The organism is Streptomyces sp. CNX435, from assembly GCF_059570575.1.
Genome location: NZ_JCANTA010000018.1, coordinates 117332 through 133498 on the forward strand (window position 1 = coordinate 117332; position 16167 = coordinate 133498).

Consider the following 16167-nt stretch of genomic DNA (forward strand, 5'->3'; position numbering starts at 1 on the left):
GGACCGGCAGGGGGGCGCGGGCGCCCGGGAGTACGCGCCGGAGCCCCGGTCCGCGGGCGCGCCCGCCGCCGTACGCCCGGCTGACCAGCCGCGTCCCGCCCCGCGCGCGCCCCCGCGCTCCCCCTACCCGCGCTCCCGCCCCGCGTCCGACAGGTGCTCCGCCGCCGCCACCGCCCGCAGCACCGCCGCCGCCTTGTTGCGGCACTCCGCGTCCTCCGCCGCCGGGTCGGAGTCCGCCACGATGCCCGCGCCCGCCTGCACGTACGCCGTGCCGTCGCGCAGCAGCGCGGTGCGGATCGCGATCGCGGTGTCCGCGTCGCCGGCGAAGTCCAGATACCCGACGCAGCCGCCGTAGAGCCCGCGCCGCGTGGGCTCCAGCTCCTCGATGATCTGCAGCGCGCGGGGCTTGGGCGCCCCCGACAGCGTCCCGGCGGGGAAGCAGGCGGTGAGCACGTCGAACGCGGTACGGCCGGGGGCGAGCCGACCGGTGACGGTGGAGACGATGTGCATCACGTGGCTGTAGCGCTCGACCGACATGAAGTCCACGACCTCCACGCTGCCGGGCTCGCAGACCCGGCCGAGGTCGTTGCGCCCGAGGTCGACGAGCATCAGGTGCTCGGCGCGCTCCTTCTCGTCCGCGAGCAGTTCCTCGGCCAGCGCCGCGTCCTGCTGCGGCGTGGCGCCGCGCGGGCGCGTGCCCGCGATGGGGTGCAGCAGGGCGCGCCCGTCCTCGACCTTGACCAGCGCCTCGGGGCTGGAGCCGACGATGTCGAATTCGCCGGCGCCGGTGTCGGGCAGCCGGATCAGGTACATGTACGGGCTGGGGTTGGTGGCCCGCAGCACCCGGTAGACGTCGAGGGCGCTCGCGGCGCACGGCGTCTCGAACCGCTGCGAGGGCACGACCTGGAACGCCTCCCCCGCCCTGATCCGCTCCTTGATGTCCTCGACGGCCGCCCGGAACTCCGCGCCGCCCCACAGCTCCCCGTACTCCGGCAGCGCGGACGGCGGCAGCGGCGCCGCGCTCGCGGCGGCGGGGCGGGCGAGGTCGGCGGTCATCGCGTCGAGGCGGGCGACGGCGTCCGCGTACGCCTCGTCGACACCCGTGTCGAGGTCGTTGTGGTTGATGGCGTTGGCGATCAGCAGCACGCTGCCGTCCCAGTGGTCGAGGACGGCGAGGTCGGAGGTGAGCAGCATGGTCGTCTCGGGCAGCCGCAGGTCGTCACGAGCGCTGTCGCCGATACGCTCCAGCCGCCGCACGGCGTCGTAGCCGAGGTAGCCGACCATGCCGCCGGTGAAGGGCGGCAGCGCGTCCCGGCCGTCGGTGCTCTCGTGCAGGTCGCGCGGGGTGTGCAGGGCCTCGACGGTGGCGCGCAGCGCGGCCAGCGGATCGCCCCCGGTGGGTAGGCCCACGGGCGGGGTGCCGAGCCAGTGGGCCCGGCCGTCGCGCTCGGTGAGCGTCGCGGCGCTGCGCACGCCCACGAACGAGTACCGCGACCAGGTACGGCCGTTCTCCGCGGACTCCAGCAGGAACGTGCCGGGGCGCTCGCCGGCGAGCTTGCGGTACAGCCCGACCGGGGTGTCGCCGTCGGCGAGCAGCCGGCGCACGACGGGGATGACGCGGCGGTCCTTGGCCAGCGTGCGGAACGTCTCCGGATCGGGGCTGGTCACTCGGCACCGCCCAGGGGCAGCTCACGGCCGTCGAAGCAGGTGCGGCTGCCGGTGTGGCAGGCCGGGCCGACCTGGTCGACCCGGACGAGCACGGTGTCGGCGTCGCAGTCGAGCGCGACGGACTTCACGTGCTGCACGTGCCCGGACGTGTCCCCCTTGACCCAGTACTCCTTTCGGCTGCGGCTGTAGTACGTGCCGCGGCCGGTGGTCAGCGTGCGGTGCAGCGCCTCGTCGTCCATCCACGCCAGCATGAGCACTTCGCCGCTGTCGTGCTGCTGCACGACCGCGGGCAGCAGGCCGTCGGCGGTCCGCTTCAGGCGCGCCGCGACGGCGGGATCGAGGTCGGAGGGGCGCGGGGGCCGGTTGCCGGTCATGGGGGCCATTGTGCCAACCCGGACGGACACACGACGGTGCCGGACGGTGCGACGCGCGCGGCCGGGGATGCCCCTTCCCGTACACCGGAACGTGTCGATAGGGCATGCTTCGCCCATGACCAACGTTCCTCCGGAACCGCCCGCAAGACCCCGCGGGCCGAATACCGCCGTCACCGTCGCGATGGCGACGGCGCTGCTCGTCGCCGTGGCCGTGGCCGCCTTCCTCGCCCTGCGCGGGGCCGACGACGGCGGAGGGCAGGCGGGCGGGCCGCTGCCGCAGGGCAGCGCGGAGCGGCCGGCGGCAGCGGACGGGAAGGACGGCGCGGGGGGCGCCGCGGAGACGACGAGCGCCGGCGCGGGGGTGGCGGGCGCCGCGGCCACGCCGGGGGGCCAGGAGCCGAGCGAGTCGCACATCCCGTACGTGGTGCTGCGGACGGGCGAGTGCTTCGACCACCCGTCGCTGGACACCAGCGTGGAGTCGGTCGAGAAGCGCTCCTGCGGCGACCCGCACGACGGCGAGGTCATCGGCAACCGCACGCTCAGCGGCGACTTCGCCGACGGCGACGCGCTCGACCAGCGGGCGCTGGGGCTCTGCCGGCGGGCCGCGGAGGAGAAGCTGGACACGATGCCCGCCGACGGCCGGCACTACTTCTACTACGCCCTCTACCCGACGCTGACGACGTACGAGTACCAGAGCCAGGACGAGGTCTCCTGCGCGCTGACGCTGAGCACCGAGCCCGACGGCCCGAAGCTGACCGGGCCGCTCCCGTGAACTCCCGCTGACGCACGCGCCGCCAGGCGGACGCGACTCCCGGCGCGGCCTTGCGTGCCCCGGCGCCTTACGCCGCCGTAGGGTGGCCGCATGACGACCCATGCGAAGCGGGAACGGCTGCTTCTCGCCGATCTGCTGGAGAGCGCCGGCCCCGAGGCGCCGACGCTGTGCGCGGGCTGGACGGCGTACGACCTGGCCGCGCACGTGGTAGTGCGTGAGCGCCGGCAGGACGCGTGGAGCGGCACCCTGTTCAAGCCGCTGCAGAACCGGTTGGAGCGCGTGCAGGCGGAGTTCCGGCGGAAGCCGTACGAGGAACTGGTGCAGCTCATCCGCAGCGGGCCGCCGCGGTTCTCGGCGTTCGCGCTGAAGCAGGTCGACGAGGCGGCGAACATCGTGGAGTTCTACGTCCACGCCGAGGACGTCCGCCGCGCGCAGCCCGACTACGCGCCGCGCGAGCTGGACCCGGTCTTCTCCGACGCGCTGTGGCAGCGGCTGGAGCGCGGCGCCCGGGTGCTGGGCCGCAAGTCGCCCGTGGGCCTGGTGCTGCGCCGGCCGGACGGGCAGACGGCGGTGGCCCACCGGGGCGCGCCGGTCGTCACGGTGACCGGGGAGCCGGCGGAGCTGCTGCTGTTCGGCACCGGGCGGCAGGAGGCGGCGAAGGTGGAGCTGGCGGGCGACGAGGACGCCGTGGCGCAGGCGCAGGCGGCGCAGCTCGGCATCTGACGCCGCGCGGCGGCGAGTTGCGCCGGGCGGCGCCAGCCGGTCGGGGCCACGCCTGATCCGCTACGGAGCCGGGGCGGCCGGCGGGTCCGGCAGCGGGCCCGTACCGGCGGACCGGTTCCGGCGCGGCAGGCTGCGGGCGCGGGGCAGTTCGGCGCGGCGTACGGCGGGCGCGGCGAGGCAGACGACGGCGCCGAGGCAGCTGAACGCGCCGCAGGCGAGGAAGACCGGGGCGCTGCCCCAGAACCCGATGGCCGCGCCGACGAGCGGGTAGCACAGCGGCGCCAGCCCCAGGCCGGTCAGGCTCGTGGCGGCGGTGACCCGGCCGAGGTAGGCGGGCGCGGCGGAGGTCTGGATCAGCGCTTGCGCGAGTCCGCCGCAGACGCCGCCGGCGAGGCCGCCGAGCCCGCAGGCGGCGACCGCGAGCCCGAGGGAGGGCGCGAGCGCGACGCAGCCGAGCGCGGCGCCGGCGGCGACGAGCGTGGCGACGTGGACGGGGCCGGGGCGCGGCAGCCGCCCCGCGACGGCGAGGAGCAGCGCCCCGGCGCCGGCACCGAGGCCGAACGCGCCGACCAGCCAGCCGAGTCCGGCGGCGCCCCAGCCGCGCTCCGCGGCGAGGAGGACGACGCCGACGTTGAGCGGGCCGTTCAGGCCGAACTCGCAGAGGGCGCCGGAGAGGACGAGCGGCCCGATGAGCCGGTGCCCGCGCACGTAGCGCAGCCCTTCCCGCAACTCCCGCCCGGCGCCCGCGGGTTGCCCCGCCGCCTCCCCGGCGGGGGCGGCGCGCGCGGCGGGCAGAGGTCGTACGCGCAGCGTCACCAGCAGCGGCACCGACACGGCGAACAGCAGCCCGGCCGCCGCGAACGCCGCCCCCGGCCCGCCCAGCGCCAGGGCGTACCCCCCGACCGGCGCAGCCGCGGCGCCGCCGAGGCGCAGGGCCAGCGCCCGCAGCCCGGCGACACGGGCCAGCTCCTCCGGCGGCGCGATCCGCGCCGGCAGCGCGCCGACCGCGGGCAGGAACAGCGCGTCGACCACGCCGAACGCCAGCGCCACCGCGACCAGCAGCCACAGCCCGGGCGCGGCGATCCCCACGGCCGCGGCGGCGCCCAGGACGAGGACGCAGCGCGCCACGTCGGCGCCGATGACGACCCGGCGCGGCCCGAAGCGGTCGGCGACCACTCCCCCGCCGAGCAGCAGCACCGCGCGCGGCACCGAGCCCGCCGCCATCACCACCCCGGTCTCCGCGGGGCCCGCGACCCGCTGTGCGGCCCAGCCGAGGGCGAGGAAGCAGACCCCGTCGCCGAGCACGGAGACGGCGTACGCGACGAGCCACCGCAGGACGCCGGCGTCGCGGCGGGCGGGCACGGGCGCGGGCCCCCGGCTCAGGGGCGGAAGGGGAAGCCGTAGAGGTGCAGGGCGACGGTCTCGCGCCCGGCGCGGGCGTCACCGCCGTCCTCCGCGGCCGCGGCCTCCGCCTCCTCGGCCCGCTCCCGCCACCTGCGTACGAACGCGCCCATCTCCTCCGCCAGCTCCTGCAGTTCGTCCGCCGTCAGCCGGACGGTGTACTCCGAGCTGAACGCCGCACGCGTCCACTCCTGCCCCCACCCCGCCTGCTGGTCCAGGTAGTTGAGGTAGGTACGGGTCCGGGTCGCCAGCAGCTCACGGGTGACGCCGGTCAGCGCCGCCGTGCCCTCGGGGGTGTCGTCGAAGTCCGCGGACCGGAAGGAGAAGGACCGCTCCGCGGACACCCGCCACCAGCGCTCCCGCCCGTCCCTGCCCTGCTCCGCCGCCTCCTCGATGAAGCCGTGCTCGGCGAGCTTGCGCAGGTGGTAGCTGACCAGCGACACCGCCGCGTCGACCTGCTCCGCGAGGTGCGAGGCGGTGGCGCTGCGGGCCGCGGTGAGCAGCCGGTACAGCTCGATGCGCAGCGGGTGGGTGAACGCCTTCAGCTGCTCCAGCTCGGTGATCCGCTCAGGTTCTCGCCTCATACCGGCACCGTAGGTACAAAAGAATCATTGCGCAATACTTCTTTCGCAATCCCCGGGCTCCAGGGCGCGGGGTCCGGGCGGCCTACGCACGGTCTGCTCCCCCGCTTCCTTCGTCGTCGGCGCCGGACGCCGTGTCGATGCGGTAGCCGACGCCGGGCACCGTGGCGATCAGCCAGGGTCGGCCGAGCCGCTTGCGGAGCGCCGAGACGGTGATGCGTACGGCGTTGGTGAACGGGTCGGCGTTGGCGTCCCACGCGCGTTCCAGCAGCTCTTCGGCGCTGATCACGCCGCCTTCGGCGGCGACGAGGACGTCGAGCACCGCGAACTGCTTCCGGGTCAGCGCGACGTAGCGGCCGTCCCGGTAGACCTCGCGGCGGAACGGGTCGAGCCGAAGCCCTGCGATCTCCCGCACGGGGGGCCTGATGTGGGCGCGCCGGCGGTCGAGGGCGCGGAGCCGGAGCGCGAGTTCGCGGATGTCGAAGGGCTTGGTGAGGTAGTCGTCGGCGCCGAGGCCGAAGCCGGTGGCCTTGTCGTCGAGCCGGTCGGCCGCGGTGAGCATGAGGATCGGCATGCCGCTGCCGGAGTCGACGATGCGCTGGGCGATCTCGTCGCCGGAAGGGCCGGGGATGTCGCGGTCGAGGACGGCGATGTCGTACGTGTTGACGCCCAGCAGTTCCAGGGCGGTGTCCCCGTCGCCCGCGAGGTCGCACGCGATCGCCTCCAGCCGGAGGCCGTCGCGGATGGCCTCCGCCATAAAGGGCTCGTCTTCGACTATCAGCACGCGCATGTGCCGATGTTACGAGCGGACGTATATCGGCGGCGTATGGAAAACCGGATACGTGCCGGCAACGCCCCGTTGCCTTGACTGGCGGAATGACTCGTACCCGACGATCGGTGCGGAGAACAGGCCACCGGATTCGCACGCTCCTGGGCATCGGCGCGATCGCCCTCGTCGTGGCGGTGGTCGCACCTCTCGGCTACCGCTCGATGCAGACCCCGTCCGACTCCGCCGCCTCGGCCACCCCGGCCGGCTCGGCGTCCCCGGCCGCACCGGGGATCTCGGCCCCCGCGCCGTCGAAATCCGCACAGCGTGGGCGCGGCGGTGCGGTCGGCGAAGCCGACGGTGTCGTCCCCGACGGCACGACGGTTTTCGACGACACGATTCCGGCGGTTGCCGAACTCGACACCGGTTTACTTACGGCGCTGCGCGCGGCGGCGAAGGATGCCGCAGCCTACGGAGTCGATTTCCAGGTCAATAGCGGCTGGCGTTCTCCGGCGTACCAGGATCGGCTTCTCCGCGAGGCGGTCGGGAAATACGGGTCGGAAGAAGAGGCCGCCCGGTGGGTGGCAACTCCGGAGACCTCTCCGCACGTGTCGGGCGACGCGGTCGACATCGGGGAATCCGACGCGCAGATGTGGCTCTTCGAGCACGGCGCCGCCTACGGGCTGTGCCCGGTGTACCGGAACGAGCCCTGGCACTACGAGCTGCGCACCGAGGCGATCGGCAGCCGCTGCCCGCCCATGTACGCCGACCCCACCGAGGACCCGAGGATGCAGAGTTGAGCGAGCAGGTGGCGCAGTCGCAGGAGGACACGCTGGAGACCGGGCGGGTCGACGACGACCGCCGGGAAGACGATCGCCGAAAGGACGATCGCCGGAATGCGGACCCCGGCACCCGGCTCACGGGCCTGCACCTGGCTGCCCGCGCCCTGCGCCGCCCCGCGCCCTGGCGGCGCGGCCGGGTGCTCGCGGCGCTGGCGCTGCTGCTCGGTCTGCTCATGGCGCTGCACGCGCAGATCCCGAGCGGGGCGAAGAACCTGGGCAGCCTGGTGGAGACCTTCCTGCCGTGGTTCGGGCTGTTCGTCGTCCCGCTGTTCGCCGGTGCGCTGTGGCGCCGCTCCGCGTCCGCGGTGGTCGCGCTGGTGCTGCCGGTCACGGTGTGGCTGAGCCTCTTCGGCGGGCTGCTCACCGACAAGTCCCGGCCGGGCAGCGACCTCACGGTGGCCGGCCACAACGTCGGCGCCGCCAACCCCCACCCGGCCGGCACCGCCCGCGACCTGGCCGGCTCCGGTGCGGACGTGCTGGCGCTCCAGGAGATCACCCCGGCGGCGAAGCCGCTGTACGAGGCAGCGCTGGCGGACACGTACCCGTACCACGTCACGCGGGGCACGGTGGGGCTGTGGAGCAAGCTGCCGCTGTCGGGCACCCGGTCCGTCGACATCGCGATGTACCCGACCCGCGGGCTGCGCACCACCGTGGCCACCGACCGGGGGCCGCTGGCGGTGTACGTGGCCCACCTGGGGTCCGTACGCGTGAACCCCAGCGCCGGCCTGTCCACGCACCAGCGCGACCAGGGCGCGCGGGCGCTCGCCGCGGCGGTCGCCGCCGAGCCGAACGAGCGGGTCGTGGTCCTCGGCGACCTCAACGGCACCGTGGACGACCGCGCGTTCGACGATCTCACCGAGCAGGTGCGCTCGGTGCAGGAGGAGGCGGGGAACGGCTTCGGCTTCAGCTGGCCGGCGAGCTTCCCGGTGGCGCGGATCGACCAGATCCTCGTACGGGGTGTGGAGCCGCGGAGTTCGTGGGTGCTGCCGGCGACGGACAGCGACCATCTGCCGGTGGCGGCCGGTATCTCCTGGTGACCACCGCGGCGCGGGCCCGCACGCGGTCTACGGCGGCCTGCGCCCGACGGGGCGGCTGCCGGTGGCGATCCAGGAGCCGGGGGCGACGGGCTCGGACCTGTACCCACTGGGGCACGGCCTGACGTGCTGATGCGGCACGGCGCCGCGGGCGTACGGGAGAGCCGTCCCCGTACGCCCGCGGCACTCCCCGCAGGCCCGCGGCCCTCAGCCGCCCGCCGCGCTGATCAGCAGCCGGCGCAGCTCCCGCGCCGCCCGGGGCGGCGACACGTCGCCCCGGTGCGCCACGGAGATCGTCCGGTGCAGCCCCGGCGCCGCGAACGCCGTCGTCACGAGCCCCGAGCGCTCCGCGACCATGCTCGGCACCACCGCCACCCCCAGCCCCGCGCGCACGAACCCCAGCACCGCGTCCATCTCCCCGCCCTCCACCCCGAATTCCGGCTCGAACCCCGCCTCCCGGCACGCCGCGACCGTCAGCTCCCGCAGGTCGTACCCGTGCCGGAACATCGCCAGCGGACGCCCGCGCAGATCCCCGATCCGGATCCCCCGGCCGCCGGCTCCGGCTCCGGCCCCGGCCCCAGCTCCCGTGACCGGCGGCGCGTCCGGCGACGAGACCACGACCAGCTCCTCCCGCAGCAGCTCCGTCGTCGTCAGCGCCGGCGCCTGCCCCGCCAGCGGCGTGATCACCAGCGCGAGGTCCAGCTCGCCGGCCGCCAGCGTCCGTACCAGGTCCTGCGAGCCGTCCTCGTGTACGTGCAACTCGATGCCCGGGTAGCGGGCGTGGAACGCGCGCAGCGCGTCCGGCACCAGGCTCGCGCACAGGCTCGGCGTGGCCCCCAGCCGCACCCGCCCCCGGCGCAGCTGCGCGACCTCCTGGACCTCCCGCCGCGCCGTCTCGGTGTCGGCCAGGATGCGCCGCGCCAGCGGCAGCAGCGCTTCGCCGGCGTCGGTGAGGGTGATGTGCCCGCGGGCCCGGTGGAACAGCTCGGCGCCCAGCTCCCGCTCCAGCGCCCTTACGGACTGCGACAGCGACGGCTGGGCCACGTGCTCGCGCTCCGCGGCCCGGGTGAAGTGGCGGTTCTCGGCGACGGCGGCGAAGTAGCGGAGCTGCTGCAGGTGCATGGAGTCAGCGTAGGGCCCGACGATAGCCATCACCTATCGAAAGCAGCGAATTCATGTCTTGGACGGATGCCTACTGACCTCCCTACCGTCACAGTCATGGCCCTGACCACGAAGTCGGCGTCGAAGCCACCCGCCGGAAAGCGACCCGCCGGAAAGCCATCCGCCGGAAAGCCGCCCTACCCGCCGTCGCTCCTCGCACTGCTCTGGCGCTCCACCGTCGGCAAGAAGACGGTGCTGGCCGTCACCGGCCTGATCATGCTCGGCTACCTCGTGGCCCACCTGGTCGGCAACCTCAAGGTCTTCTACGGCGCGGAGGAGTTCAACGACTACGGCCACTGGCTGCGCACCCTCGGCGGCCCGGTGCTCCACTACGAGTGGGCCCTGTGGATGATCCGCGTCGTGCTGGTGGCCGCCGTCGTGCTGCACGGCGTGGCCGCGTACCAGCTCAGCCGCCGCGACATCGCCGCCCGCCCGGTCGCGTACGTGCACAAGCGCCGCCGCGCCAGCTACGCCACCCGCACCATGCGCTGGGGCGGGGTGATCCTCGGCCTCTTCGTCGTCTGGCACATCCTCGACCTCACGACGCTCACCGTGAACGAGAACGCCCAGACCGGCCGCCCGTACGAGAACACCGTCGCCACCTTCTCCACCTGGTACGGCAACGTCATCTACATCACCGCGATGCTCGCCCTGGGCCTGCACCTGCGGCACGGCCTCTGGAGCGCCGTGCAGACCCTCGGCGCCGCGAGCCCGGCCCGCGAGCGGGCCCTCAAGGCCGTCACCAACACCCTTGCGCTGGTGCTGACCTGCGGCTTCATCTCCGTCCCCGTGGCCGTCATGACGGGAGTCGTGAACTGACGATGCCTCCGACGACATACCCGCACTACACCGAGGGCGAGCCCGTCGCCGACGCCGCCGCCCCGCCCGGCGACATCGCCGAACGCTGGGACCGCCGCCGCTTCACCGCCCGGCTGGTGAACCCCGCCAACCGCCGCCGCTACACCGTCATCGTCGTGGGCACCGGCCTCGCCGGCGGCGCGGCCGGCGCCACGCTCGCCGAACAGGGCTACCACGTCGCCCAGTTCTGCTACCAGGACTCCCCGCGCCGCGCCCACTCCATCGCCGCCCAGGGCGGCATCAACGCCGCCAAGAACTACCGCAACGACGGCGACTCCGTGCACCGGCTCTTCTACGACACCGTCAAGGGCGGCGACTTCCGCGCCCGCGAGTCCAACGTGCGCCGCCTCGCGCAGGTCTCGGTCGAGATCATCGACCAGTGCGTCGCGCAGGGCGTGCCGTTCGCCCGTGAGTACGGCGGCCTGCTCGACACCCGCTCCTTCGGCGGCGTTCAGGTCTCGCGCACCTTCTACGCCCGCGGGCAGACCGGCCAGCAGCTCCTCCTCGGCGCGTACCAGGCGCTGTCCCGGCAGATCGAAGCCGGCAACGTCGAGATGCACGCCCGCACCGAGATGCTCGACCTGATCGTGATCGACGGCCGGGCCCGCGGCATCGTCGCCCGCGACCTGGTCACCGGCCGGATCGAGACCCACCTCGCCGACGCCGTCGTGCTCGCCACCGGCGGCTACGGCAACGTCTTCTACCTCTCCACCAACGCCAAGAACTCCAACGCCACCGCCATCTGGCGGGCCCACCGCCGCGGCGCGTACTTCGCCAACCCCTGCTTCACCCAGATCCACCCCACCTGCATCCCGCGCTCCGGCGACCACCAGTCGAAGCTGACGCTGATGAGCGAGTCGCTGCGCAACGACGGCCGCATCTGGGTGCCCAAGGCGCACGGCGACACCCGCCCGCCGAACGCGATCCCGGAGGACGAGCGGGACTACTACCTGGAGCGCCTCTACCCCTCCTTCGGCAACCTCGTCCCCCGCGACATCGCCTCGCGGGCCGCGAAGAACGTCTGCGACGAGGGCCGCGGCGTCGGCCCCGGCGGGCAGGGCGTGTACCTCGACTTCGCCGACGCCGTCCGGCGGCTGGGGCGCGCCGCGGTCGAGGAGCGCTACGGCAACCTCTTCGAGATGTACGAGCGGATCACGGCGGAGGATCCGTACGAGGTGCCCATGCGCATCTACCCGGCGATCCACTACACGATGGGCGGACTGTGGGTCGACTACGACCTGCAGACCACCGTCCCCGGCCTCTTCGCGATCGGCGAGGCCAACTTCTCCGACCACGGCGCCAACCGCCTCGGCGCCTCCGCGCTCATGCAGGGCCTGGCCGACGGCTACTTCATCCTCCCCGCCACCCTCGGCGACTTCCTCGCCCGCCACCGCCCGGAGCAGGTCTCCCCCGACCACCCGGCCGTCGCCGAGGCCGTCGCGGACACCGAGGACCGGCTGAACCTGCTCCTCGCCGTCGACGGCGACCGCACCCCCGACTCCTTCCACCGCGAGCTGGGCCGGCTGCTGTGGGACGAGTGCGGCATGGCCCGTACGGAGGCAGGGCTGCGCAAGGCGCTGGAGCGGATTCCGGCGCTGCGCGAGGAGTTCTGGCGCCGCATCAAGGTGCCGGGCAGCGGGGCGGAGCTGAACCAGTCGCTGGAGAAGGCCAACCGCATCGCGGACTACCTGGAGCTGGCCGAGCTGATGTGCCTCGACGCGCTGCACCGCGCCGAGTCGTGCGGCGGCCACTTCCGGGAGGAGAGCCAGACCCCGGACGGCGAGGCGGCGCGCGACGACGAGCACTTCTCGTACGCGGCGGCCTGGGAGTTCGCCGGCACCGGGGCCGCACCGGTCCTCCACCGCGAGGACCTGGAGTTCGAGTACGTCATTCCCACCCAACGGAGCTACCAATGAACCTGACCCTGCGGGTCTGGCGGCAGCCGGGCCCCGACGCGGCCGGCGAGATGGTCTCGTACGAGGTAGCGGACGTCATGCCGCAGATGTCGTTCCTGGAGGTGCTGGACACCCTCAACGAGCGGCTGATCCTCGCCGGCGACGAGCCCGTCGCCTTCGACCACGACTGCCGCGAGGGCATCTGCGGCGCGTGCGGCGTGGTCATCAACGGCCGGGCGCACGGGCCGGAGCGTACGACGGCCTGCCAGCTGCACATGCGGTCGTTCGCGGACGGCGACGTCATCGACGTGGAGCCGTGGCGGGCGGCGGCGTTCCCGGTGGTGAAGGACCTGGTCGTGGACCGCTCGGCCTTCGACCGCATCATCGGCGCCGGCGGCTACATCACCGCCCCCACCGGCAGCGCCCCCGACGCCCACGCCACCCCGGTCCCCAAGCCGGCGGCGGAGACCGCCTTCGAGCACGCGGAGTGCATCGGCTGCGGCGCCTGCGTGGCGGCCTGCCCGAACGGCTCGGCGATGCTGTTCACGGCGGCGAAGGTCGTCCACCTGAACACCCTGCCGCAGGGCGCGCCGGAGCGGGAGTCGCGGGTGCTGGACATGGTCGGCCGGATGGACGACGAGGGCTTCGGCGGCTGCACGAACACCGGCGAGTGCGCGGTGGCCTGCCCGAAGGGCATCCCGCTGCAGGCGATCTCGTCCCTGAACCGCGAGTTCCTGCGCGCGGCCCGGAAGTCGGCGTAGGGCCGATTTGACCAGTTCGGAAGTACGCTTGAAGCGCGAGGTCGTGCTCAGCTCGACCGTGCCGTTCACTCCTGGCAGGGGGAGAAGAAGCTCATAAGCCGGTCGCGGATGAAGGCTGCGGACTTCTCGGGTAGTCCCTGGTTGCAGTCCACGCGCAGGACGTCGAAACCTCTTTGTATCAAGCGGTCGGTGGCCTGCCGGTAGAAATGAACTTCGGCGTGACTGCTGCCTGGCGAGAGCTGGAAGCGGTTATGCGCTCCGCGCTCGTGCAGTCGTTCCGAGATGACCTCGGGGTCAGCTTCGAGAATCACCGCGAGATCCGGCCGTTCAACCTCGGCGTTGAGCTGCCAGAGGAACGACGGATAAATGCCGTCGAATCGCTGCATGACCAGCCCCGACGGGATGTAGCGGTCGGTGATGACCGTCTGCCCGGCTCCGGTGGCTTGGCGGATCTCGGTCTCGACGTGGTGGTAGCGGTCGGCCGCGTACAAGCAGGCCAGCGCGTGACCGGTGACCGTCTCAGTCAACTCGCGGCAGAGCTTCCCGATAGAACCGCTGGACGGCTCGGCCGTAACGTGCACCTCTTCACCGGCTGCTACGAGCAACTGCGCGAGGTGGTGAACGATGGTGGATTTCCCTGCGCCGCTCGGGCCATCCACACTGATGAACACTCCACGCTTGCGGCTAGAAAAGGGCCGGAGCTTCATCCTCGCCCCCTCCCGGTGGTGTGCCGCGCAGTTCTTCCAGCGACCCCGCCTTGGTGGCAAGTCGCACGAACAAGCGGGCCGTCACCAACGCGTCATAAGTGGCGCGGTGCGGCACGAGACCATCGGGCACCCCCTCAGCCAGCTTGAACGCCTCGACCAACGCGCTCAGGCGGTGGGTCGTCTGGTCCGGGCAGAGACGGCGCGAGAGCTTGAGGGTGTCGAACACCTCGGGGACAGACCAGTCGCCCAACTCACGCCGAAGAACGTCGATGTCCACGTGCGCGTTGTGGGCGACGATGGCGGCACCCTGCAAGGTTGCCGTCACCGTGTCCTTGATGTACGCCATCTTCGGCGCGGCGACCACGTCATTGTTGGTCAGGCCGTGAATCCGGGTGGCGAAGGGCTTGATGGGCCGTGCCGGGTGGACGAGCCAGCTTGACGGCTCCCCGACGACCCCGCCCACGATCGGGACGGCCGCCAGCTCCACCAGGTCGGGCGGGTGCTGCCCGTTGCCTTCAACGTCTACGACCGCGTAAGTGAGGTCCGTCCAGTCAGCCATCTTGCGTGCCGTCCTTCCATTCGATCTCGGCCCGGCCGTGCCGCCGCTCCCGATGAGGGTGACGTACCGGTACGCTCAAGCTGCCGGTCTGGCACGTCCCCGAACACTCCGCCCTCGCCGACGCCTACGCCGCGGCCCTGGCCAAGGTCACCCGCCACCACGAGGATCTGCTGTGAACGCACCAGCCGCACCCGTCGACCACGCCCTGCTCCAGGCGCTCACCATCGCCGCCGACGCCGACGGCATCACCAAGCACGTCGTCGGCGCCGTCATTACTGACGACACCGGCCGGATCCTGCTCCTGCACCGGCCCGCCGCCGACTTCCTGGGCGACCTGTGGGAGCTACCCTCGGGCGGCGTCGAACCCGGTGAAACCCTCATCGGCGCGGTGCACCGGGAAGTGACCGAGGAGACCGGCCTGACCATCACCGACATCCGCTGCTACCTGGGGCATTTCGACTACACCTCCGGCTCCGGTCGACCCACCCGCCAGTTCAACTTCGCCGCCGCAACCACGGGCTCCGAGGTACGGCTCACCGAGCATGATGACTACAAATGGGCCGACGCCACGGGACAGCACAAGACCTCTGAAGCCGTCCAGGAAGTGCTGGGTACGTGGAACCAGCAGAGGACGTAGTCACTTTTTGTGACCACTCGATGACGGTCTGACGCTACACTCGGGATCACGTTGGCGTCCCATGGGGGTGTGCGCACATGGTCGCAAAAGAGCGCGAGTTGAAGCCGGACCGTTCCGCCCGCGATCTGTACGAAGCAGAGGTCCGCCGGTACCGGAAGAACGCCGGGATGTCGCTGGAAGCCCTCTCCGACATCGTGAATTACAGCAGGGCCCACCTGGCGCGGATCGAGACGGCGGAGGCGATCCCGCCGCCGGACCTGAGCGAGAAGCTGGACGCCTGCTTCGGCACGGACGGGCACTTCGGGCGCCTGTACGCCCTCGCCAAGCGGGAGATCCATCCGGACCAGTACCGGCGCCGGATGGAGCTGGAGGCGCAGGCGATCGGCATCATCCAGTACGCACCGTTCGTGATCCCCGGCCTCCTGCAGACCAAGCGCTACGCCCGGGCGATCTTCAGTGTGGGTAACCCGCTGGCGCCCACCGAGTCGGTCGACGACCTCGTGACTGCCCGCCTCAGCCGTCAGGCCATCCTCAAGAGGGAGAGGCCTGCTTGGCTCTCCGTGATCCTCGAAGAGTCCGCGATCACGCGAACCATCGGCGGTCCAGAGGTGATGCACGAGCAACTTCGGTCGCTGCTCCAGTGGGTCGAGAGCCCGACGAGTCTCCTCCAGGTTCTTCCGCACTCGCACGGTGCACACCCGCTGATGGGCGGCACACTGGCGCTGTGGAACCTGGACAACGGCACCGCGGTGGCGTACGAAGAGAGCATCACGACCGGCCGCTTGATCGAAGATCCCGAAACCATTCGCAGGTGCACCCAAGCATGCGATGTACTACGGGCCTACGCACGATCGCCTGCCGAGACTGCGGAGTTCATTCGGTCCGTTATGGAGGAACTTCCCGATGAGCATCACCCCTGACCTGTCCCACGCCCACTGGGCCAAGTCCAGCTACAGCAACAGCAACGGCGGGGACTGCGTCGAGTGGGCACCCGGCTTCGCCGCGTCCGGCGTCGTGCCCGTCCGGGACTCCAAGAACCCGGACGGGCCCGCCCTCACCTTCTCGACCGACGCCTGGGCCGCATTCATCGCCGACGTGAAGACCGGCGCCTACCGTTCCTGAGGACTGAGCAGGAGTGGGTCCCGTTCAGCCGCGCGCCCCGAACGGTCTTGGGCGAGCTGGTCCCCGGCGTGCTCGACCCCGGGGCGGCGACACGCATCCTGTGCGTGGTCCGTGCCCGGGAGTCCGGTTCCCTGCGCGACCTGGCCATGTGGGTACGGCCAGAGGCGACGGGGAGGCCCCGGACCATCTCTCCGGTGGAGCGGGGGCCCCGCACACTGGCGCCGTACCCGGCGTCCCAGATCGCACGATCACGCTAACCCGGTCGGCCCACAGCGCCGCAAGCCCACGGGCCGACCATCACACGAT

The 16167-nt window shown here is 72.6% G+C and carries 18 protein-coding genes; 10 read left to right on the forward strand and 8 right to left on the reverse strand.

Features of this window, described 5'->3' with window-relative positions:
• Nucleotides 1-123 precede the first annotated feature (123 nt).
• Both T328_RS26010 and hisI read right to left on the reverse strand, forming a co-directional pair.
• On the reverse strand, nucleotides 124-1668 hold the full coding sequence (locus T328_RS26010) for an anthranilate synthase component I (RefSeq protein ID WP_496498602.1): 1545 nt from the start codon (nucleotides 1666-1668) through the stop codon (nucleotides 124-126).
• The gene (gene hisI / locus T328_RS26015; protein ID WP_496498603.1) at nucleotides 1665-2042 is read right to left on the reverse strand and encodes a phosphoribosyl-AMP cyclohydrolase; all 378 of its coding nucleotides are present in this window, start codon (nucleotides 2040-2042) and stop codon (nucleotides 1665-1667) included. Before hisI ends, T328_RS26010 begins: the two co-directional genes overlap by 4 nt.
• A gap of 115 nt (nucleotides 2043-2157) precedes the next feature.
• Between hisI and T328_RS26020 the strand changes: the two genes are divergently transcribed.
• The gene (locus T328_RS26020; protein WP_496498604.1) at nucleotides 2158-2814 is read left to right on the forward strand and encodes a hypothetical protein; all 657 of its coding nucleotides are present in this window, start codon (nucleotides 2158-2160) and stop codon (nucleotides 2812-2814) included.
• Nucleotides 2815-2904: 90 nt separating this feature from the next.
• Nucleotides 2905-3537: a TIGR03085 family metal-binding protein gene (locus tag T328_RS26025; RefSeq protein WP_496498605.1), complete on the forward strand. Its 633-nt coding sequence runs from the start codon at nucleotides 2905-2907 to the stop codon at nucleotides 3535-3537.
• A gap of 60 nt (nucleotides 3538-3597) precedes the next feature.
• On the opposite strand, the gene T328_RS26030 is transcribed toward T328_RS26025, so the two are convergent.
• From T328_RS26030 to T328_RS26040, 3 genes are all read right to left on the reverse strand, one after another.
• Complete coding sequence (locus T328_RS26030) at nucleotides 3598-4899, reverse strand: MFS transporter (RefSeq protein WP_496498606.1); 1302 nt, start codon at nucleotides 4897-4899, stop codon at nucleotides 3598-3600.
• A gap of 17 nt (nucleotides 4900-4916) precedes the next feature.
• Nucleotides 4917-5522: an ArsR/SmtB family transcription factor gene (locus T328_RS26035; RefSeq protein WP_496498607.1), complete on the reverse strand. Its 606-nt coding sequence runs from the start codon at nucleotides 5520-5522 to the stop codon at nucleotides 4917-4919.
• 82 nt (nucleotides 5523-5604) lie between these two features.
• Nucleotides 5605-6309, reverse strand: coding sequence for a response regulator transcription factor (locus T328_RS26040; protein ID WP_496498608.1), 705 nt, complete (start codon nucleotides 6307-6309; stop codon nucleotides 5605-5607).
• A gap of 86 nt (nucleotides 6310-6395) precedes the next feature.
• On the opposite strand from T328_RS26040, the gene T328_RS26045 reads away from it, so the two are divergent.
• Nucleotides 6396-7085 carry a M15 family metallopeptidase gene (locus T328_RS26045; protein WP_496498609.1) on the forward strand — a complete coding sequence of 230 codons (690 nt, stop codon included), beginning with the start codon at nucleotides 6396-6398 and terminating at the stop codon, nucleotides 7083-7085.
• A 131-nt stretch (nucleotides 7086-7216) separates the two neighbouring features.
• A complete protein-coding gene (locus T328_RS26050) occupies nucleotides 7217-8164 on the forward strand; it encodes an endonuclease/exonuclease/phosphatase family protein (RefSeq protein ID WP_496498646.1) in 948 nt (315 codons plus the stop codon).
• A 204-nt stretch (nucleotides 8165-8368) separates the two neighbouring features.
• On the opposite strand, the gene T328_RS26055 is transcribed toward T328_RS26050, so the two are convergent.
• On the reverse strand, nucleotides 8369-9283 hold the full coding sequence (locus T328_RS26055) for a LysR family transcriptional regulator (RefSeq protein WP_496498610.1): 915 nt from the start codon (nucleotides 9281-9283) through the stop codon (nucleotides 8369-8371).
• A 96-nt stretch (nucleotides 9284-9379) separates the two neighbouring features.
• Here T328_RS26055 and T328_RS26060 point away from each other — a divergent pair, with 96 nt between their 5' ends.
• Genes T328_RS26060 through T328_RS26070 form a run of 3 tightly spaced genes read left to right on the forward strand, consistent with a single transcriptional unit; the run spans nucleotide 9380 to nucleotide 12836 of the window.
• Nucleotides 9380-10141, forward strand: coding sequence for a succinate dehydrogenase (locus T328_RS26060; protein ID WP_496498611.1), 762 nt, complete (start codon nucleotides 9380-9382; stop codon nucleotides 10139-10141).
• Nucleotides 10142-10143: 2 nt separating this feature from the next.
• Nucleotides 10144-12096, forward strand: a complete 1953-nt coding sequence (locus tag T328_RS26065; protein ID WP_496498612.1) for a fumarate reductase/succinate dehydrogenase flavoprotein subunit — start codon at nucleotides 10144-10146, stop codon at nucleotides 12094-12096.
• Nucleotides 12093-12836, forward strand: a complete 744-nt coding sequence (locus tag T328_RS26070) for a succinate dehydrogenase/fumarate reductase iron-sulfur subunit (RefSeq protein ID WP_496498613.1) — start codon at nucleotides 12093-12095, stop codon at nucleotides 12834-12836. The genes T328_RS26065 and T328_RS26070 overlap by 4 nt, the downstream gene beginning before the upstream one ends.
• Nucleotides 12837-12901: 65 nt before the next feature.
• Here the strand turns inward: T328_RS26070 and tmk are convergent, their stop codons facing one another.
• Nucleotides 12902-13543: a dTMP kinase gene (gene tmk, locus T328_RS26075; protein ID WP_496498614.1), complete on the reverse strand. Its 642-nt coding sequence runs from the start codon at nucleotides 13541-13543 to the stop codon at nucleotides 12902-12904.
• Nucleotides 13521-14102: a 3'-5' exonuclease gene (locus tag T328_RS26080; RefSeq protein ID WP_496498615.1), complete on the reverse strand. Its 582-nt coding sequence runs from the start codon at nucleotides 14100-14102 to the stop codon at nucleotides 13521-13523. Before T328_RS26080 ends, tmk begins: the two co-directional genes overlap by 23 nt.
• 172 nt (nucleotides 14103-14274) lie before the next feature.
• On the opposite strand from T328_RS26080, the gene T328_RS26085 reads away from it, so the two are divergent.
• The 3 genes from T328_RS26085 to T328_RS26095 all read left to right on the forward strand — a co-directional run bounded on the left by T328_RS26085 (nucleotide 14275) and on the right by T328_RS26095 (nucleotide 15861).
• On the forward strand, nucleotides 14275-14739 hold the full coding sequence (locus T328_RS26085; protein ID WP_496498616.1) for an NUDIX hydrolase: 465 nt from the start codon (nucleotides 14275-14277) through the stop codon (nucleotides 14737-14739).
• A gap of 77 nt (nucleotides 14740-14816) precedes the next feature.
• Entirely contained in the window at nucleotides 14817-15659 is an 843-nt protein-coding gene (locus tag T328_RS26090; RefSeq protein ID WP_496498617.1) for a helix-turn-helix domain-containing protein, read from the forward strand.
• Nucleotides 15643-15861, forward strand: a complete 219-nt coding sequence (locus T328_RS26095) for a DUF397 domain-containing protein (protein ID WP_496498618.1) — start codon at nucleotides 15643-15645, stop codon at nucleotides 15859-15861. Before T328_RS26090 ends, T328_RS26095 begins: the two co-directional genes overlap by 17 nt.
• Nucleotides 15862-16167 lie beyond the last annotated feature (306 nt).